The organism is Pseudomonas sp. MF6776 (assembly GCF_016613125.1).
Lineage (GTDB): Bacteria > Pseudomonadota > Gammaproteobacteria > Pseudomonadales > Pseudomonadaceae > Aquipseudomonas > Aquipseudomonas iridis.
Window position 1 is genome coordinate 62,042 of sequence record NZ_JAENSQ010000016.1, and the last position, 18,252, is coordinate 80,293.

General features: G+C 59.0%; 17 protein-coding genes. 12 read left to right on the forward strand and 5 right to left on the reverse strand.

All coding sequences use genetic code 11. From position 1 onward, the window contains the following. Nucleotides 1-169: 169 nt before the first annotated feature. Nucleotides 170-688 carry a hypothetical protein gene (locus JJD74_RS18705; protein WP_200616531.1) on the reverse strand — a complete coding sequence of 173 codons (519 nt, stop codon included), beginning with the start codon at nucleotides 686-688 and terminating at the stop codon, nucleotides 170-172. Then, the gene (locus tag JJD74_RS18710) at nucleotides 646-954 is read right to left on the reverse strand and encodes a type II toxin-antitoxin system TacA family antitoxin (RefSeq protein WP_200616532.1); all 309 of its coding nucleotides are present in this window, start codon (nucleotides 952-954) and stop codon (nucleotides 646-648) included. Before JJD74_RS18710 ends, JJD74_RS18705 begins: the two co-directional genes overlap by 43 nt. A 556-nt stretch (nucleotides 955-1,510) precedes the next feature. Here JJD74_RS18710 and JJD74_RS18715 point away from each other — a divergent pair. The 11 genes from JJD74_RS18715 to JJD74_RS18765 all read left to right on the forward strand — a co-directional run bounded on the left by JJD74_RS18715 (nucleotide 1,511) and on the right by JJD74_RS18765 (nucleotide 13,299). After that, nucleotides 1,511-2,035, forward strand: coding sequence for a hypothetical protein (locus JJD74_RS18715; RefSeq protein ID WP_200616533.1), 525 nt, complete (start codon nucleotides 1,511-1,513; stop codon nucleotides 2,033-2,035). A 356-nt stretch (nucleotides 2,036-2,391) separates the two neighbouring features. Then, nucleotides 2,392-2,853 carry an Lrp/AsnC family transcriptional regulator gene (locus JJD74_RS18720; RefSeq protein ID WP_007910086.1) on the forward strand — a complete coding sequence of 154 codons (462 nt, stop codon included), beginning with the start codon at nucleotides 2,392-2,394 and terminating at the stop codon, nucleotides 2,851-2,853. A gap of 221 nt (nucleotides 2,854-3,074) precedes the next feature. Continuing rightward, complete coding sequence (locus JJD74_RS18725) at nucleotides 3,075-4,757, forward strand: flavin monoamine oxidase family protein (protein WP_042561400.1); 1,683 nt, start codon at nucleotides 3,075-3,077, stop codon at nucleotides 4,755-4,757. Between the two features lie 12 nt (nucleotides 4,758-4,769). After that, nucleotides 4,770-5,564 (forward strand): carbon-nitrogen hydrolase family protein, encoded by a 795-nt coding sequence (locus JJD74_RS18730; RefSeq protein WP_047303781.1) that lies wholly within the window; start codon nucleotides 4,770-4,772, stop codon nucleotides 5,562-5,564. A gap of 38 nt (nucleotides 5,565-5,602) precedes the next feature. Beyond that, nucleotides 5,603-8,008 (forward strand): pyrroloquinoline quinone biosynthesis protein PqqF, encoded by a 2,406-nt coding sequence (gene pqqF, locus JJD74_RS18735; protein WP_200616534.1) that lies wholly within the window; start codon nucleotides 5,603-5,605, stop codon nucleotides 8,006-8,008. A gap of 158 nt (nucleotides 8,009-8,166) precedes the next feature. After that, nucleotides 8,167-8,241 (forward strand): pyrroloquinoline quinone precursor peptide PqqA, encoded by a 75-nt coding sequence (pqqA, locus tag JJD74_RS18740; protein WP_003422658.1) that lies wholly within the window; start codon nucleotides 8,167-8,169, stop codon nucleotides 8,239-8,241. 81 nt (nucleotides 8,242-8,322) lie between these two features. After that, nucleotides 8,323-9,234 (forward strand): pyrroloquinoline quinone biosynthesis protein PqqB, encoded by a 912-nt coding sequence (gene pqqB, locus JJD74_RS18745; protein ID WP_047303785.1) that lies wholly within the window; start codon nucleotides 8,323-8,325, stop codon nucleotides 9,232-9,234. Nucleotides 9,235-9,368: 134 nt separating this feature from the next. Then, nucleotides 9,369-10,121, forward strand: coding sequence for a pyrroloquinoline-quinone synthase PqqC (gene pqqC, locus JJD74_RS18750; protein WP_042561405.1), 753 nt, complete (start codon nucleotides 9,369-9,371; stop codon nucleotides 10,119-10,121). Further along, entirely contained in the window at nucleotides 10,118-10,393 is a 276-nt protein-coding gene (pqqD, locus tag JJD74_RS18755; RefSeq protein ID WP_042561406.1) for a pyrroloquinoline quinone biosynthesis peptide chaperone PqqD, read from the forward strand. The genes pqqC and pqqD overlap by 4 nt, the downstream gene beginning before the upstream one ends. Beyond that, on the forward strand, nucleotides 10,365-11,525 hold the full coding sequence (gene pqqE, locus JJD74_RS18760; RefSeq protein WP_042561407.1) for a pyrroloquinoline quinone biosynthesis protein PqqE: 1,161 nt from the start codon (nucleotides 10,365-10,367) through the stop codon (nucleotides 11,523-11,525). The genes pqqD and pqqE overlap by 29 nt, the downstream gene beginning before the upstream one ends. Continuing rightward, complete coding sequence (locus tag JJD74_RS18765) at nucleotides 11,491-13,299, forward strand: S9 family peptidase (RefSeq protein WP_200616535.1); 1,809 nt, start codon at nucleotides 11,491-11,493, stop codon at nucleotides 13,297-13,299. The genes pqqE and JJD74_RS18765 overlap by 35 nt, the downstream gene beginning before the upstream one ends. Before the next feature lie 149 nt (nucleotides 13,300-13,448). Here JJD74_RS18765 and JJD74_RS18770 read toward each other — a convergent pair whose 3' ends face one another. Further along, nucleotides 13,449-13,607: a YqaE/Pmp3 family membrane protein gene (locus JJD74_RS18770; RefSeq protein ID WP_003228885.1), complete on the reverse strand. Its 159-nt coding sequence runs from the start codon at nucleotides 13,605-13,607 to the stop codon at nucleotides 13,449-13,451. Nucleotides 13,608-13,803: 196 nt separating this feature from the next. Continuing rightward, nucleotides 13,804-15,087, reverse strand: coding sequence for an aspartate aminotransferase family protein (locus JJD74_RS18775; protein ID WP_200616536.1), 1,284 nt, complete (start codon nucleotides 15,085-15,087; stop codon nucleotides 13,804-13,806). Between the two features lie 169 nt (nucleotides 15,088-15,256). Here JJD74_RS18775 and JJD74_RS18780 point away from each other — a divergent pair, with 169 nt between their 5' ends. Beyond that, entirely contained in the window at nucleotides 15,257-16,186 is a 930-nt protein-coding gene (locus tag JJD74_RS18780) for a LysR family transcriptional regulator (protein ID WP_200616537.1), read from the forward strand. Nucleotides 16,187-16,414: 228 nt separating this feature from the next. Here the strand turns inward: JJD74_RS18780 and JJD74_RS18785 are convergent, their stop codons facing one another. Then, entirely contained in the window at nucleotides 16,415-18,193 is a 1,779-nt protein-coding gene (locus JJD74_RS18785; RefSeq protein WP_200616538.1) for an acyl-CoA dehydrogenase C-terminal domain-containing protein, read from the reverse strand. Nucleotides 18,194-18,252 lie beyond the last annotated feature (59 nt).

Sequence of the window (18,252 nt, forward strand, 5' to 3'; positions counted from 1 at the left end):
GTCGGCGGGTACATAGCTTGAGGGGGCGGCCAGATGAGCAGGCATCGGACTAACGGGGAGTAGCCAACAACTACGACTTTTGTTCAGCCTCCCTCATTGCAAAGAAGTGAACAATCGGAAAGGGATCTAACTGGCCGCAGAGTGCGGCCAGTTTTTCACGCGCTCCCAATCAGGTGAAAGGAAGCATCATCGTGATTGAGGACAACTGCGGACAGCGAATGAACCCTGCCTTCTCGTAAAGACCCACCAAGCTCTCATTCAGCGGATGCACAACGAGTGCGGTCGAGGCGACTTCTTCCGAGGCTGTAAGCGCACGAAGCACCGCGTCCTGAATCAGATCGAGCGACAGTCCAGTACCTTGCAGCGTCCTACATACTCCCATACGCCCCAAGATCGTGATCGGGTGCTGGTCTGGAGAATTGCGCTGCGCCTTTTTGGGCACGACGTCTGCCCGCATGATCGTACCGTTCGACAACGTGTAGTAACCGACGACGGTATTCGTATCCTTGATGCAAACAACAAGCACCGTGGCGGTCTTTGCGATCTGGGCCTTGATCGCTTTTTTCTTCAAGAACTCGTTGATAGAGTCCTCACCACAATCGAACGTATCCAGATCGTGGGTTTCAGTCAGTTTTACTGGAGCGCTCAACTCCAGCGAGATGGCCTTTGCAGCAGTTTCTCTAAGCATGTATTACTCCTTACGGGATTGTTCTGTAAGGCTTGTTCAAAGGCGTCAAAGTCATCGTCGGCAAGGACAAACAGGCGCTGATCAAGGATGACTTCCTCTGCCTTTTTACACGCAGCATCCAGGATGAAGCTGGTTCGGTCACTTCCCGACATGGCAGCGGCCACATCGATCAAGTCTCGTTTCCTAAAATCGACCCGCATGTTGATCGGGACGGGTTTTGTTTTTTCTGCTGCAGCGGACTCCGCACGCAATAGAGATCTGGTCATGGTCTTTCCTTTGTTTTCACGGTTTTTTTAGGTCTGATTCACCTCAGCGATTTTCATATTTCTGTTACTCGGCTGGTTAGACGATTCATGGCATAGCCTCACGCTTCTAGTTAGGGGACATTCCCTAAGATCTATACTTTCATCTTGTGTATGAGATGTCTACACGTAACGCATATAGATACACAAGGTACGACGGACGGTATCTGGGACCGTTTCATGAACTCGCTTTCAGAATCGCGGGCGGGCGGCTAATCTGAGATGGAATAAGGTCAGAAAAAATCTGGCGATAGCAGCGCTCCGGAGCGCGAAGGAGTGGTACTTGACGGCTGACCTCACTGTTCCCTTTTACCTGGACTGGAAATTTTGGTCCTTCGCCGTATCGTTCGCCGCGATAGTTCTTTCGCAAATGCCGCCGATTCACTTGCTCATTCGACCACGGCGCCTAGATGTTGAGGTGCATAGCCGGATTCAGCTGATGCATCGAGTTGGTAACACCTGCGTAGGTTTAGTAGTGGGCATTACCAATTCTGGGGGGCGCGCATTGAGGATCAGATCCATGCGCGCTGACCTAACGCGAGACGGACAGCCGTTTGCCTCTTTGCCGTGCCAGTCTTACTTCGAAACCCCTTCGTCAACCGCCAGCGTTTTGTTCGTTCCGTTTTTATTAAAACCCAACGAAAGCTGGTCTCACGCTGTCGGCTTTTTTAGTGCATTTGATCGGCAGACGGAAAAAACCTATCGATCTTGCATTTCACGTCTGAAAGCTGACATCCGCCAAAAGCTGGATGCTCAGCCTCCCGGAAGCAAGGAGTGGGTTGAAGCCGAACCTGATGCAGTGGCTCCATTCATGGAAATGTTCACCAGGCTTTTCAATTTGGAACCAGGCGAATACTCGGTAGCACTAACGGTTACGGCAGAACCTGGATCGGCTTCGTACTCGAAAAAATACAGGTTCACCCTGTTCGAAAGCGACACCGTGGAATTACGAGCGCAGTCTGAAAGATATAAATTCGGGACGTTTATAGCGTTCGATGACCCGGAGGTTGCAATAAACATCCCTCTCACCGAAGACACAGCCTAGGATTCGAGAAGCAGTGGCAGCGGGACGGAGGTCCAGGTCAGTCGCAGGAAAATGTTTACCACTGGCCAGCGATATGCCCGTCCAACCTCCGTCCAAAATGGGTGCAAAATTATCGTTCACATATACACATACGTCCCAGACGTGCCTATTTTGCTGACCTAAAGCAATGAACATTGCACTTTTACTCGGGCTCATAATCCTTTGGTCCACGGTTCAAGTCCGTGTGGGCCCACCACTTTGAAAGCCGCGCAAATGCGCGGCTTTTTCTTGGGTGATGGTTTGGTTTTTTTCAGTCTTGGCGAGCTTCATCGCCTGTAACATGCGCTGATCAACGATCCGCACCAATGGAGCCCCCCTTGCCCGACATCCGCCCGCCCGTGCTTGACGAAATCGACCGCCAGTTGATTGCAGCCCTGCAAATCAACGCCCGCGAAAGCGTGGCCATGCTCGCCCGACAGTTGGGGATTGCCCGCACCACGGTGACGTCACGATTGGCGCGGCTGGAAAAAGCCAAGGTGATCACCGGTTACGGCGTACGCCTGGGGCAACGTGTGGTCGATGGCGGGTTGCAGGCGTATGTCGGGATAAAGGTTCAGCCGCGCTCCGGCAAAGAGGTGTTGCGCCGCTTGAGTGCGATGGCGCAGGTGCAGCAGCTGTGTGCGGTGAGTGGCGAATTTGATTATGTGGCGTGGTTGCGCACGGATTCGCCGGAGCAGCTGGATCAGTTGCTGGATCAGATTGGCAGTGTGGATGGGGTTGAGAAGACCACGACGTCGATTATCTTGAGCAGCAAGATTGATCGGGGTCAGCCGGTCTGATTGCAGGCATTGAGATCCAGGATGTCAGATAGGGCCTAGTCGCGGGCAAACTCGCTCCCACAGGGAACAGAGTGAAGCTTAAGATCGTCATTTTGAACAGGAAACTGGCAAAACGACGACACTTTGCGTCTTATTAACGTGTTCTACGCTCCCTAGAATGGCTGGCATCTTTTCCTATACTCAGACGCGCATTCCGCATCGGGTCGCCAGCAAGGTCAGCCATGAACAAGAACAATCGCCATCCTGCAGACGGTAAAAAGCCCATCACCATTTTCGGCCCGGACTTTCCTTTCGCCTTCGACGACTGGATCGAACACCCGGCCGGACTCGGTAGCATCCCGGTGCAAAATCATGGCGCTGAAGTGGCGATTGTCGGCGCCGGCATCGCAGGTCTTGTGGCCGCTTACGAGTTGATGAAGCTGGGCCTGAAACCGGTGGTTTACGAGGCGTCGAAACTGGGTGGGCGCCTGCGCTCGCAGGCGTTCAACGGCACTGACGGTATTGTCGCTGAGCTCGGCGGCATGCGTTTCCCGGTATCTTCCACCGCGTTCTACCACTACGTCGACAAGCTGGGTCTGGAGACCAAACCGTTCCCGAACCCGCTGACACCGGCGTCCGGCAGCACAGTGATCGATCTGGAAGGCAAAACCCATTACGCACAAAGCTTGAAGGATCTTCCTGCGCTGTTCCAGGAAGTGGCTGACGCCTGGGCGGACGCGCTGGAAGCCGGTTCGCAATTCGCCGATATCCAGCAAGCCATCCGCGACCGTGATGTGCCGCGCCTCAAAGAACTGTGGAACACCCTGGTGCCGCTGTGGGACGACCGCACGTTCTACGACTTCGTTGCCACCTCCGAGGCCTTCGCCAAACTGTCGTTCCATCATCGCGAAGTGTTCGGCCAGGTCGGTTTCGGCACGGGTGGATGGGACTCGGACTTCCCTAACTCGATGCTGGAAATTTTCCGCGTGGTGATGACCAACTGCGACGATCACCAGCACCTGGTGGTCGGCGGTGTGGAACAAGTGCCGCAAGGCATTTGGCGTCATGTGCCGGAACGTTGCGTTCACTGGCCAGAAGGCACCAGCCTGAAATCCCTGCACCGGGGCGCACCGCGTTCCGGCGTGAAAAAAATCGCCCATGCAGCCGATGGTCGTTTTGCTGTCACCGACAACAACGGCGACACCCGCGAGTACGCCGCCGTCCTGACCACTTGCCAGAGCTGGCTGCTGACCACCCAGATCGAATGCGACGAAACGCTGTTCTCGCAGAAGATGTGGATGGCGCTCGACCGCACGCGCTATATGCAGTCGTCGAAGACTTTCGTGATGGTCGACCGGCCGTTCTGGAAGGACAAGGACCCTGAAACCGGTCGCGATCTGATGAGTATGACCCTCACCGATCGCCTGACCCGTGGCACCTATCTGTTCGACAACGGCGACGACAAGCCAGGGGTGATTTGCCTGTCGTACTCGTGGATGAGCGATGCTTTGAAAATGCTCCCGCACCCGGTAGAAAAACGTGTAGAGCTGGCGTTGAATGCGCTGAAGAAGATCTACCCGAAAGTCGACATTGCCGCGCGCATCATCGGCGATCCGATCACCGTGTCGTGGGAGGCTGATCCGTACTTTCTCGGCGCGTTCAAGGGCGCTCTGCCCGGCCACTATCGCTATAACCAGCGCATGTACGCGCACTTCATGCAGGACGACATGCCGGCCGAGCAGCGCGGGATCTTCATCGCCGGTGACGATGTGTCGTGGACGCCTGCGTGGGTTGAAGGCGCGGTGCAGACTTCGCTCAACGCGGTGTGGGGGATCATCAAACATTTCGGCGGTGCCACACATAAAGAGAACCCAGGCCCGGGTGATGTGTTCAAAGACATCGGCCCTATCGCCCTGCCCGAGTAAGAGGAATTCCTGATGCGTGTAGCCCTTTACCAATGTCCACCGCTGCCACTGGACCCCGCCGCCAACCTACAGCGCCTGCATCAACTGGCGATGGAGGCCAAAGGCGCCGACCTGTTGGTGCTGCCGGAAATGTTCATGACCGGCTACAACATTGGCGCCGAGGCGGTCAGCACATTGGCCGAGGTCTACAACGGTGAATGGGCGCAGCAGATCGGCCGGATCGCCAAAACCGCTGGCCTGGCGATCGTCTACGGTTATCCCGAGCGCACTGCCGACGGTCAGATCTACAACGCCGTGCAGCTGATCGACTCCCACGGCGAGCGCCTGTGCAATTACCGCAAGACCCATCTGTTCGGGGATCTTGACCGGTCGATGTTCAGCGCCGGTGGAGACGAGGTTCCCGTGGTGGAACTCAACGGCTGGAAGCTCGGTTTCCTGATCTGCTACGACCTCGAATTCCCGGAGAACGCCCGACGACTGGCCCTCGCCGGCGCCGAGCTGATTCTGGTGCCGACGGCGAACATGATCCCGTTCGATTTCGTTGCCGATGTCACCGTCCGCTCGCGCGCCTTCGAAAACCAGTGCTACGTCGCCTACGCCAACTACTGCGGCCATGAGGGCGACATCCATTATTGCGGACAAAGCAGCATCGCCGCGCCGGACGGCAGCCGTATTGCTCAGGCCGGCCTGGACGAAGCGTTGATCGTCGGCGAGTTGGATCGGCAGTTAATGGTCGACTCCCGCAAGGCCAATCACTATCTCAGTGATCGTCGGCCTGAACTTTACGGCGCGCTCAACAAGCGCTAATCCGCTAGCATTGGCACTTCACTGTTCTGGAAGTGCCCATGCCTGCGCCGACTCACCCCCGCCCCCACACTGAAACCCTGGCCAACGGCTTGCGCGTGACCCTGCGTCATGTGCCTGGCCTGAAGCGCAGCGCTGCCGCACTGCGGGTGGCCGCGGGCAGTCATGACGTGCCGCTGGCGTGGCCGGGACTGGCGCATTTTCTTGAGCATTTGCTGTTTCTCGGCACTGAGCGTTTTCCCGCGAGCGAAGGGCTGATGGCCTACGTGCAGCGTCACGGCGGGCAGGTGAATGCCAGCACTCGCGAGCGCACTACCGATTTTTTCTTTGAGTTGCCGAGGCAGTCATTCAGTGCCGGGCTTGAGCGTCTGTCAGACATGCTCGCTCAGCCGCGTATGAATCCGGACGATCAATTGCGGGAACGGGAAGTGTTACAGGCGGAATTTGTCGCCTGGTCACAAGATCCGACGGCGCAGCAGCAGTTTGCGTTGTACGAAGGTTTACCGGCTGATCATCCATTGCGCGGCTTTCATGCTGGCAATCGGGCCACTCTCCAGGTCGAGCAGCCGGAGTTTCAAAAGGCTCTGACAGACTTCCATCAGCAGTTCTATCGCACCGGGCAAATGACCTTGAGTCTGGTTGGGCCGCAAAGCCTCGAACAGCTACGCGAGTTGGCGGAAACGTTCGCGGCGGCGTTGCCGGCTGGGGATAACGTTGTGCAAGCCGCGCCGCCGCCGTTAAAGGTGAAAAGTTATCAACAGGTCGCCGAACGCCAGTGCAATCTGCTGTTTGCATTCGACGCCTTGCCTGATTCATCCGCTCAAGCGTTGGCGTTTCTTTGCCACTCGTTGAACAGCGCCAAGCCCGGAGGATTGCTTGCGTATTTGCAGCAGCAGGGCTTGGCTGACAGCTTGAAAGCGGCGCCGCTCTATCAGTTTGCTGACCAAGCCTTGCTGCATCTGGCGTTCAATACATCCTCCGAATCGCTGAGCAGCATTGGCGAACAGGTGCGGGACTGGCTTAGCTTCTTCGCGCAGCAGGACTGGACGTCGCTGCGTGAAGAATACGCAGCCATGCTTGCGCGTCAGCAGCAAGTCAGCGGCGCATTGCAACGGGCGCGGCTCGACAGCGAACAATTGGAAACAGGCCTGAGCGCAACCGGCGTTGCTGCCCTCAAACATATCGTTGGTGAGATCGGCACTGTGGATAACTTCAGCGCCCATTGGCGTTTGCCGACTGCCAATCCATTTTTGCGCGCCAACGAACCGGTCGCCAACGCCGGACTGATCCGCGGACAAACCAGCGCTCACCGAGGTCTGCGCACGTTCGCGCAGGATCGTTCACGCGGCCGTCGCGAGCGCTCGCCGATGCAGTTCAGCCAGGCATTGCCGGACAACGGTGATCAAGGCGCGATTTATCTGCGCTGGCAGATGGAAGCGGCAGCCACCGCCGGCCTGCAAGCGCAACTGCAGGGCAGCCTGCGGGAAACTCAGGACGACGCACGTCAGGCCGGGGTGGAATTGTCATTCAGCACGACCGGCAATCAATGGCTGCTGAAACTGACCGGTCTGCAAGAACCAATGCCGATCGTCCTGGAGCATGCGCTGAAATGTCTGACGCAAGTTGATGCCGATTCCGCGCGAGGTGAGCCGGAAATGCCGTTGCTACCGATCCGCCAATTGCTCAAGGCATTGCCTGAACAATGTCCGCCCTCTGTAGAAACATCCGACAATGCCCAGCACTTGTGGACAACTTCCCGCTGGGATGGCCTGGCCTTGGGCCTCGGTGCGCAAACCCAATCAGCCATGGGCCTGGCTCTGAGCCGCATCCCCGGCACACCCGACACTCAAATACCGGCTCCGTCGGCGATCAATGGCCAACACCTGTGGCGCCACATCGACACCGCGTCCAGCGAACACGCGTTGTTGCTGTTCTGCCCAACGGCCAGTCGCGACGTCTCTGATGAAGCCGCTTGGCGCCTGCTCGCGCAGCTGTGCCAAACGCCGTTCTACCAACGCCTGCGGGTCGAGTTGCAGTTGGGTTACGCGGTGTTCAGTGCCGTGCGGCAGATGCACGGACAGACCGGGCTGCTGTTCGGCGTGCAATCGCCGACGTTCGCACCGGTGGAGTTGCTCCGCCATATTCAACAGTTTATTGAAGCGCTTGCTTCGCTCATCGATGCGACTGACCTCGTCCAGCAACGGCAGAACCTCGCCGATCAATTCAGCGACGAAAATCTATCGACCAAAGATGTCGCCGAACTGCTGTGGCAGTCCAGACTTGCCGGCCACTCGTCGGATTATCTGCCGCAACTGGTCAGCGCAATCGATTCGCTGGAACGCCCAGCATTGCTGGCAGCCGCGCAACGATTGAACCGCGCCGAGGGTGGCTGGCTGTGCCTCGCCAGCGATTCGCCGCTCGGCGCGCCGTGGCAAGCGACAAAGTGATCATTACCGAGGCTGCAACGAGCTTTATCGAATATTCACGGGCAATCACGTTGAAATTTTGAGTAACATAGCCGCCTAACTATTTGGAACATCCCTGCGCTGCCGTGGACTATACCTATGGACAGCGCTATCCCATCCACCACCTGAGGAGTAACCCTATGTCCTGGACAAAACCTGCTTACACCGACCTGCGTATCGGCTTCGAAGTCACCATGTACTTCGCCAGCCGCTGAGTTCTGCCTCGACAGAATTGCAGTGCAACGCCTCGGTTCGCCGGGGCGTTTTATTTTCAGCGTTGAAATGATGGAGCGTTCATGTTCGTCCAGATTCTGGGTTCGGCCGCCGGTGGCGGATTTCCGCAGTGGAATTGCAACTGCGTCAACTGCGCAGGTTTTCGCGACGGCAGCCTGAATGCCAAGGCCCGCACCCAATCGTCGATCGCGATTTCCGATGACGGCGTGAACTGGGTGCTGTGCAACGCCTCGCCGGACATCCGCGCGCAGTTGCAAAGCTTTGCCCCGATGCAACCGGGCCGCGCTCTGCGCGATACCGGCATCAGCGCCATCATCCTGATGGACAGCCAGATCGACCACACCACTGGCCTGCTCAGCCTGCGCGAAGGCTGCCCGCATCAGGTCTGGTGCACGGACATGGTTCACGAAGACCTCAGCACAGGGTTTCCGCTGTTCAAGATGCTCACCCACTGGAACGGTGGGTTGGACTGGAACCGCATTGAGCTCGACCAGAGCTTCACCGTTGCCGCGTGCCCGAACCTGCGCTTCACCCCGCTGCCATTGCGCAGCGCCGCGCCGCCCTATTCGCCGCACCGCTTCGACCCGCACCCAGGCGACAACATCGGCTTGATCGTCGAAGACCTGAATACCGGCGGCAAACTGTTTTACGCCCCGGGCTTAGGCAAGGTGGATGCGCCGCTGCTGGAAATCATGGCCGGCAGCGATTGCCTGCTGGTGGATGGCACGATGTGGGATGACGATGAAATGCAGCGCCGTGGCGTTGGCACCCGCACTGGTCGCGAGATGGGCCACTTGGCGCAGAACGGCCCCGGCGGCATGCTCGAAGTGCTGGAGCAATTGCCCGAACAGCGCAAAGTGCTTATCCACATCAACAACACCAACCCGATTCTCGATGAGGATTCGCCGGAGCGCGCAGAACTGGCGCGGCGTGATGTTGAAGTGGCGTTCGATGGCATGAGTATTGTGCTGTAGCTGATGGCCTCATCGCTGGCAAGCCAGCTCCCACAAGGTTCTGTGGCGTACGCAAAATCTGTGGGAGCTGGCTTGCCAGCGATCGCGTCCTGACAGACACCACAGAATCCAATGGTTGTTCCCGGAGAACAGACATGACTGACACGCCAATGTCCCCTACAGAATTCGAAGCGGCCCTGCGCGCCAAGGGCGCGTATTACCACATCTACCACCCGTACCATGTGGCGATGTACGAAGGCCGCGCCACCCGTGAGCAGATTCAGGGCTGGGTCGCCAACCGCTTCTACTATCAGGTGAACATCCCCCTGAAAGACGCCGCGATCCTCGCCAACTGCCCGGATCGCGAAATCCGCCGCGAGTGGATACAGCGCTTGCTCGACCATGACGGCGCTCCCGGTGAAGACGGCGGTATCGAAGCCTGGCTGCGGCTCGGCCAGGCAGTCGGCCTCGACCCGGATCAACTGCGTTCGCAGGAACTGGTGTTGCCTGGCGTGCGTTTCGCCGTCGATGCCTACGTTAACTTCGCCCGCCGCGCCAGTTGGCAGGAAGCCGCCAGCAGCTCACTGACCGAACTGTTCGCGCCGCAGATCCATCAGTCGCGTCTGGACAGTTGGCCGCAGCATTACCCATGGATCGACCCGACCGGCTACGAGTACTTCCGCACCCGCCTCGGCCAGGCACGGCGCGATGTCGAGCACGGTTTGGCGATCACACTGGAACACTACAAGACGCGCGAAGGCCAGGAGCGCATGCTGGAAATTCTCCAGTTCAAACTGGACATTCTTTGGAGCATGCTCGATGCCATGAGCATGGCCTACGAACTGAACCGCCCGCCGTATCACAGCGTGACTGAGCAACGCGTCTGGCATAAAGGAATCACCTTATGAGTTTCGACCGCAGCAAGACCCCGACCTGGCGTCCCGGCTACCGTTTCCAGTACGAACCGGCGCAAAAAGGCCATGTGCTGCTGTACCCCGAAGGCATGATCAAACTCAACGAGACGGCCGCGCTGATCGGTGGTTTGATTGACGGTGAACGGGATGTCGCGGCGATCATCGCCAAACTCGACGAGCAGTTCCCCGGCGTGCCCGAGCTCGGTGACGACATCGAGCAATTCATGGAGGTTGCCCGTGCGCAACACTGGATCACCCTTGGTTGATCTGCCCGCAAAACCTGAAATCGGCCTGCCGCTGTGGCTGCTCGCCGAGCTGACGTATCGCTGCCCGCTGCAATGCCCGTACTGCTCCAATCCACTGGATTTTGCCGAACAGGGAAAAGAGCTGAGTACCGAACAGTGGATCAAGGTGTTCCGCGAAGCACGGGAGATGGGCGCGGCTCAGTTGGGCTTTTCCGGTGGAGAGCCGCTGGTGCGCCAGGACCTCGCCGAGCTGATAGCTGAAGCTCGGAAATTGGGTTTTTACACCAACCTGATCACCTCCGGCATCGGCTTGACCGAGCAGAAAATCAGCGACTTCAAGAAGGCCGGTCTCGACCACATCCAGATCAGTTTCCAGGCCAGCGACGAGCAAGTGAACAACCTGCTCGCCGGCTCGAAAAAAGCCTTTGCGCAGAAGCTGGAGATGGCCCGTGCAGTGAAGGCCCACGGCTATCCGATGGTGCTGAACTTCGTCACTCATCGGCACAACATCGACAAGATCGACCGCATCATCGAGCTGTGCATTGCGCTGGAAGCCGACTTCGTCGAGCTCGCCACTTGCCAGTTCTACGGTTGGGCGCAGCTCAATCGTGTCGGTCTGTTGCCGACCAAAGAGCAACTGGTCCGTGCCGAGCGCATCACCAACGAATACCGCGCCAAACTGGAAGCCGAAGGGCATCCGTGCAAGCTGATTTTCGTTACCCCGGACTACTATGAAGAACGCCCGAAAGCCTGCATGAACGGCTGGGGCAGTATTTTTCTGACAGTCACACCGGACGGCACCGCCCTGCCTTGTCATGGCGCCCGACAGATGCCGGTACAATTTCCCAATGTGCGCGACCACAGCATGCAGCACATCTGGTACGACTCGTTCGGCTTCAACCGCTTTCGCGGTTACGACTGGATGCCAGAGCCGTGCCGCTCCTGCGACGAAAAGGAAAAGGATTTCGGCGGCTGCCGCTGCCAGGCATTCATGCTGACCGGTGATGCAAGCAATGCAGACCCGGTGTGCAGCAAATCCGAACATCACGGTGTGATCCTTGCGGCCCGCGAAGAAGCCGAGCACGCCACCCAAACCATCGAACAACTGGCCTTTCGCAATGAACGAAACTCACGCCTCATCGCTAAAGGCTGAGCCTTTCAGCGCCGCCCAAGCTGTCGCTGCCGGAATGGATTTTGCCGAACTGCAACTCGGTGCCAACGGTTTGTTCTGGAACGAATATCGCCCGGAAGATGCCGCGTGCCGAATCTGGCACTGGCGCGACGGCGTGGCGAAATGTCTGACACCCACGGGTTTCAGCGCACGCAGTCGGGTGTACGAATATGGCGGTGGAGCGTTTTGTCTGACGCCTGACGGTGTGGTTTTCGTTAATGAGGCGGATCAGCAGCTTTACCGGCAAACGCTGGATGGCTCGCCCGAGGCGCTGACATCAGGCGAGTGCCGCTATGGCGATGTGAATTTTGCCGACGGGCAGATTTTGGCAGTCGAGGAAAATGGCGATCAGCATCGACTGGTCGCAATCGATCTGGCCGATGGTACGCGCCGTCTGCTGGCCGAAGGCGCGGACTTTTATGCCGCACCGGTTATCAGCCCGGATGGCGCAAGGCTGGCGTGGATCGAGTGGAGCCGTCCGCATCAACCATGGACGTCAACCCGGTTGATGGTGGCCGAGCGTTCCGGGCAAAGCTTTTCAGCACCCCGCTGCGTGGCGGGCGATGCCACTGAAGAGTCGATTCAACAGCCGCGTTTCGACGCGAAAGGACAGCTTTACTGTCTGACCGACCGCGCTGGCTTTTGGCAGCCTTATGTCGAATCAGTGGATGGATTCGAGCCATTGCCCAGCGTGCAAGCGGATCACGCGCCAGCGCCGTGGCAAATGGGCGGCTGCACCTGGCTGCCACTGGCTGACGGCTATCTGGCCAGTTGGAGTGAGAGCGGTTTCGGTCGCCTCGCATTGAATGGCGATGACCTCACCGGCGATTACAGCCGATTCCGGCATCTGGCACTGGATGAGCGATTCATCTATTGCATCGCTGCCTCGCCGATCAGCCCTTCGGCGGTGATCGCCATTGATCGCGCATCCCATGAAGTAACAGTGCTGGCCGGCGGCGTTGCGCCGCTGGCCGCCGAACGCATCAGCCGCCCGCAAACCCTGCGCTACCCAAGCGGTTCGGGCGAGGCTCACGGGTTCTTTTATCCGGCGATGAGCGGTGAAACGAAGCCGCCGCTGGTGGTGTTCATCCATGGTGGCCCGACCTCAGCGTGCTACCCGATGCTCGATCCGCGCATCCAGTACTGGACGCAACGCGGCTTCGCGGTCGCCGACCTCAACTATCGCGGCAGCAGCGGGTATGGCCGGGAATATCGGCAGGCGTTGCATCTGAGTTGGGGTGACGTCGATGTCGAGGACGCCTGCGCCGTGGTCGACTATCTCGCCAGACAAGGCCTGATCGACGGTGAACGCGCGTTCATTCGTGGCGGCAGCGCTGGCGGCTACACGACCCTATGCGCCCTGGCCTTTCATCAAGTGTTCCGCGCCGGCGCCAGCCTCTACGGGGTCAGCGATCCAGTCGCCCTTGCCCGTGCGACGCATAAGTTCGAAGGCGATTATCTGGACTGGCTGATCGGCGATCCCGAACAGGACGCCGAACGCTACGCTGCCCGCACACCCTTGCTGCACGCGAGCAACATCCGCGTGCCGGTGATTTTCTTTCAGGGTGAACTGGACGCCGTCGTCGTCCCGCAGCAAACCCGCGACATGGTCACGGCGCTCGAGCAGAATGGCATTCCGGTCGAGGCGCACTACTACGCCGACGAACGCCACGGCTTTCGTCGAGCGGTGAATCAGGCGCATGCGTTGGAGCGGGAGTGGGCGTTTTATCGGCGGGTGATGGCATTGGCGGACTGAAATTCACCTCCACCACTCGGATCCGTGTCGCCCCAATCGCTGGCAAGCCAGCTCCCACAGGTGTTCTGGTGTACACGCAATGTGTGAACAACCGAGACCAATGTGGGAGCGGGCCGCTCGCGATAGCGATCTACCTGGCGCCGCGGAACTCAGCGCTTGGCGATGATGTAAACCGCGTGCACGATCCCCGGAATGTATCCGCACAACGTCAGCAGAATGTTCAACCAGAACGCCCCGCCAAATCCGACCTGCAGAAACACACCCAGTGGCGGCAACAGAATGGCGATGATGATACGAATGAAATCCATGGGTCAGCTCCTGATTGGGGGTTGGCTCACGTGAGCCATACACGCTAATGACCCGTGCCGCTCGTCAGGGTTCAGTGCTTCCGCCATTTGTTCGCCACTATCGCACGCAAAAAAAACGCCCCACACCAAAAGAATCAGGCGTGGGGCGTGCGTTATACCGCGAGACGGTTCTTGAATTCGGGTAGGAAGCTTCAGCTCAGACGGCAATCCCTTTGCGGCATTGCAGTTGTGCGGTGCGCACTCTGGAGAAGGCCCGGGCCAGGCGCAGGAGCATTTCGTCGATGTTGGCCTTGCTGACCGTAAGTGCCGGGGTGAAGCGCAGGCAATCGGCTTGTGGGGCGTTGAGTATCAGGCCTTCATGCAGCGCTGCTTTGACTACGGCATCTGCTGAATCATCCGACAGGGTCAAACCCCAGAACAGCCCCTGACCGCGCAGGTCGCCGTGATCATAACGATGCGCCAGCCGTGCGAGGCCTTCACGAAGATGCTGACCGTTGTCCCGGACCTGCTGAAGGAAGGCGCGATCCTGAACGCTGTCGAGCACCACCAGCCCTGCCGCGGTCATGAGTGCATTGCCATGGTGCGTGCCGCCCAGTTCGCCCGCGTCGAAACAGCACGCTTTGCCACGCGCCAGCAGCGCCGCCAATGGCACGCCACCGCCCAAGCCTTTGCCGAGCACGACAATGTCGGCGCGCACGCCGTAGGACTGTTCGGCAAGCAAGGTGCCGCAACGGCCGATGCCGGTTTGTACTTCGTCGAGGATAAGCAGAATCCCCAGTTCGCGGCACAGGCGTTCGACACCTTTGAGATAGCGATCGGCCGCAGGGACAACCCCGGCATCGCTCTGGATCGGCTCAAGCAGGATCGCCACGGTTTGCGCGTCGACGGCGTCATGCAGCGCCGGAAGATCGTTGAAGGGCACCAGATCGAAACCCGGCAGCAGCGGTGCAAAGCGATTGTGCAGGTTGCAACTGTCTGACGCCGAGATCGTCGCCAGGCTACGACCGTGACAGCCCTGCCTCGCCACGATGATTCGCGAGGCGCCGCCACGATGCAGTTGACCCCACTTGCGTGCCAGTTTGATCGCCGCCTCGCAGGCTTCGCTGCCGCTGTTGAGCAGGTACGCCTGATCGCTGGAGGTGCTGGCACACAGCCGTTCGGCGAGGCTGAGCATGCCGCGGTTGTGCAGATTGAACCCGGGGTTGATCAACGCCTGGGCCTGACCGGCGATGGCTTTGACTAACGCTGAAGGACTGTGGCCAAGGCTGTTGGCGCCGCCGGCCTGGGAGAAGTCGAGGTAGGCGCGATCGTTGCTGTCCCACAGCCACGACCCCTGCCCCCGAACGAAAACCTGCTGCGGCCGTTCAACGCTCGGCATCAGGCGATCGCTATTCAGGCTGTCATCCGCATCGGAATGCTCGGCATCGAAGACAAGGTCATCGAGGCTTGGCGCAGGGCGCCGCAGATTGAACAGATTCATTGGAAAAAACCTCGTCCGAGGTTTTTTGAACTGCCTATGCAAACACTGTCGCAGCAAAAGCTATTCATCGCGCGCTATGGCCCTGTAAGCCTTGTGATTGCGGTTAGACTAGGCGCACTGACGGCCTTGGGCCATTTCGATTTATCAGCATTTTCGATAAGCATTACTTATGGATTTCAAACAACTGCGTTATTTCGTCGCGGTCTACGAGGAAGGTCATGTCGGACGGGCTGCCGAACGCCTGTCGATCTCCCAACCCGCGCTGTCACAGCAGATTCGCCAACTCGAGCAAAATCTCGACGTCACCCTGTTCGAACGCAGCAGTAAACGCCTGCTGCCGACCCTCGCCGCGCATACGTTGTACAACCACGCGCTGCCATTGCTCGACGGGCTGCAACGCGCACGCGAAGCGCTCGGCAACTTCAAGGGCCAGGCTTTGCGCACCTTGGCGATTGGCGTGCTGCAAACCGTCCATACCAGTCTGGTGCCGCAAATGCTTGAGCGAGTGCGCAAGGCGCAACCGCATCTGGTGGTGCAAATTTATGAATTGACCGGGCTGGAGATCGAACGGCGCTTGCTTAACGGCTCGCTGGACATCGGCATCAGCTATCTGCCGCCACGTCAGCCAGGGCTGCATGGCGTGATGCTGTACGAAGATGAACTGACGCTGGTCATCCCGGCGGACCATCCGTTGCGTGAATTCAAGAAGGTTTCGATTCGCCAGGCGGCCGAATTGCCAATGCTGTTACTGGGCGAGGAGTTTCAGATCCGCCAGATCTGGCAAGCGCAATTGACCAGCCTTGGCCGTCGCCCGCAAGTGCAGGCCGAGTTGAACAATATGCTGGGGATTCTCGACAGTCTGCCGCACACCAAACTGGCGACGGTGCTGCCCGGGCACTCGCAAAAAGAGTACGACGATGAAGATCTGCTATGGAAGCCGCTGAGCGAGCCACGGGTGCCGTTGAAAGTCGGGCTGGTGTGTCGCGACGTGCAACGTCAGCAAGCTTCGCTGGCACTGCTGCAGACATTGCTGGAAGAGGTCATGGGCCGCGATGAAAAAGCGCGCAAAAGCCCGCCAGCAATGGATTCCCTGACCTGAAAACTTTTCTTCAGGCAAAAGAAAACCCCGCCGAAGCGGGGCTTTGCAGACTGTTTCCCTGACATCCATTTCACTCCGCCACCCTGGCAGAATCCTACGTGTCCGTGTTGTTGCTTTGCGCTTCCTGCGCGACGTCCATGAAATGTAGATCAGCCGTGGATCCAATCTACGCATATGGGAGAACAGCAGCACGTCATGTAAGCGATTGCTTACATGACGCTATCGGGGTCAGAACTGCGCTGCATCCAACAGGTACAGCGACTCGCTACCGGCCTTGACCGACGCGCTCAACGAGTGAACGCGCGGTAGCAGACGGGCGAAGTAGAAGCGCGCGGTGCCGAGTTTGCTGGCATAGAAATCTTCCTGCGCTTCTTTGCCCAACGCGGCTTTGGCCATCAATGCCCACATGTAGGCGTAGGCTACGTAACCAAACGCCTGCAGATATTCGACCGACGCCGCGCCGATTTCGTGCGGATTGCTTTTCGCCCGATCCAGCACCCACGAAGTCAGCTCGTCGAGCGTTGTGACGGCGTCGTTCAGCGGCTTGGTGAATTCGCCGAGATCTGCACTGGCAGTCGCGGTGAAGTGGCGGATTTCGTCAGCGAACAGTTGATAGAACGCGCCGCCACTGCCGACAATCTTGCGACCCACCAGGTCCAGCGCCTGAATGCCGTTGGTGCCTTCGTAGATCTGGGTGATGCGCACGTCACGTACCAGTTGCTCCTGGCCCCACTCGCGGATGTAACCGTGGCCGCCGAAAATCTGCTGGCCGTGCACGGTGGTTTCCAGACCCAGATCGGTGAGGAACGCCTTGGCAACCGGCGTCAGCAACGCCACCAGGTCTTCCGCACGCTTGCGCGTCGTCGCGTCTTCGCTGAACTTGGCAGTGTCGAGTTGCATCGCCACGTAAGTGGAGAATGCGCGACCACCTTCGTTCGACGCTTTCATGGTCAGCAGCATGCGACGCACGTCCGGGTGGACGATGATCGGGTCAGCGACCTTGTCTTTGTTTTGCGCGCCCGTCGGCGAGCGGCTTTGCAGGCGGTCGCGAGCGTATTCGACGGCGTTCTGGTAGGAGCGCTCGCCAGTGGCAAGGCCTTGGATGCCGACGCCCAGACGCTCGTAGTTCATCATGGTGAACATCGCCGCCAGGCCTTTGTTCGGCTCACCGACCAGATAACCCACCGCTTCGTCGAAGTTCATCACGCACGTCGCGGACGCCTGGATGCCCATCTTGTGTTCGATCGAACCGCAGTTGGCCGGGTTGCGCGCGCCCAGGCTGCCATCGGCGTTGACCATGAACTTCGGCACGAGGAACAGCGAGATGCCTTTGGGGCCCGCTGGTGCGTCCGGCAGTTTGGCCAGCACCAGGTGAATGATGTTTTCGGTGAGATCGTGTTCACCACCGGTGATGAAGATCTTGGTGCCGCTGACCTTGTAGGATCCGTCGGCCTGAGGTTCGGCTTTGGTGCGGATGATGCCCAGGTCGGTGCCGGCGTGCGGCTCGGTCAGGCACATCGAACCGGCCCAGACGCCGGCGTACATGTTCGGCAGGTAGGCGGCTTTCAGCTCTTCGCTGGCGTGGGCGTTGATCGACAGGCACGCGCCGGCAGTCAGCATCGGGTACAGACCGAAGGACAGGCTCGCGGAGTTGACCATTTCTTCGACCTGCGCCGACACGGCTTTGGGCATGCCCATGCCGCCGTATTGCGGATCGCCACCAACGCCAACCCAACCGCCCTCGGCGTAAGTCTGATAAGCCTGTGGGAAACCGGCCGGCGTGGTGACGGCACCGTCCGCCCAGTGACAACCTTCTTCATCAGCGGCACGGCTCAGCGGCGCGATGCTTTTGCTGGTGACCTTGCCGGCCTCTTCGAGAATCGCTTCAACAGTCTCGGCGTCGACGGTCTCGGCCAGCGCCGGCAGTTGCGCCCAGAGTTTGGCGACCTCGAACACTTCATTGAGGACGAAGCGCATATCGCGCAGCGGCGCTTTGTAGTCAGCCATGGCAAACCTCGCAAGATCTAAACAGGTGATTCGTGGGAATGTATTCTCGTTGAGCCGGA

What these genes read in the sequence shown, in the direction of transcription:
- JJD74_RS18705 (WP_200616531.1), bottom strand. Translation starts at nt 688, where the DNA reads ATGCTTAGAGAAACTGCTGCAAAGGCCATCTCGCTGGAGTTGAGCGCT.
- JJD74_RS18710 (WP_200616532.1), bottom strand. Translation starts at nt 954, where the DNA reads ATGACCAGATCTCTATTGCGTGCGGAGTCCGCTGCAGCAGAAAAAACA.
- JJD74_RS18715 (WP_200616533.1), top strand. Translation starts at nt 1,511, where the DNA reads ATGCGCGCTGACCTAACGCGAGACGGACAGCCGTTTGCCTCTTTGCCG.
- JJD74_RS18725 (WP_042561400.1), top strand. Translation starts at nt 3,075, where the DNA reads ATGAACAAGAACAATCGCCATCCTGCAGACGGTAAAAAGCCCATCACC.
- JJD74_RS18730 (WP_047303781.1), top strand. Translation starts at nt 4,770, where the DNA reads ATGCGTGTAGCCCTTTACCAATGTCCACCGCTGCCACTGGACCCCGCC.
- pqqF (WP_200616534.1), top strand. Translation starts at nt 5,603, where the DNA reads ATGCCTGCGCCGACTCACCCCCGCCCCCACACTGAAACCCTGGCCAAC.
- pqqB (WP_047303785.1), top strand. Translation starts at nt 8,323, where the DNA reads ATGTTCGTCCAGATTCTGGGTTCGGCCGCCGGTGGCGGATTTCCGCAG.
- pqqC (WP_042561405.1), top strand. Translation starts at nt 9,369, where the DNA reads ATGACTGACACGCCAATGTCCCCTACAGAATTCGAAGCGGCCCTGCGC.
- pqqD (WP_042561406.1), top strand. Translation starts at nt 10,118, where the DNA reads ATGAGTTTCGACCGCAGCAAGACCCCGACCTGGCGTCCCGGCTACCGT.
- JJD74_RS18765 (WP_200616535.1), top strand. Translation starts at nt 11,491, where the DNA reads ATGAACGAAACTCACGCCTCATCGCTAAAGGCTGAGCCTTTCAGCGCC.
- JJD74_RS18770 (WP_003228885.1), bottom strand. Translation starts at nt 13,607, where the DNA reads ATGGATTTCATTCGTATCATCATCGCCATTCTGTTGCCGCCACTGGGT.
- JJD74_RS18775 (WP_200616536.1), bottom strand. Translation starts at nt 15,087, where the DNA reads ATGAATCTGTTCAATCTGCGGCGCCCTGCGCCAAGCCTCGATGACCTT.
- JJD74_RS18780 (WP_200616537.1), top strand. Translation starts at nt 15,257, where the DNA reads ATGGATTTCAAACAACTGCGTTATTTCGTCGCGGTCTACGAGGAAGGT.
- JJD74_RS18785 (WP_200616538.1), bottom strand. Translation starts at nt 18,193, where the DNA reads ATGGCTGACTACAAAGCGCCGCTGCGCGATATGCGCTTCGTCCTCAAT.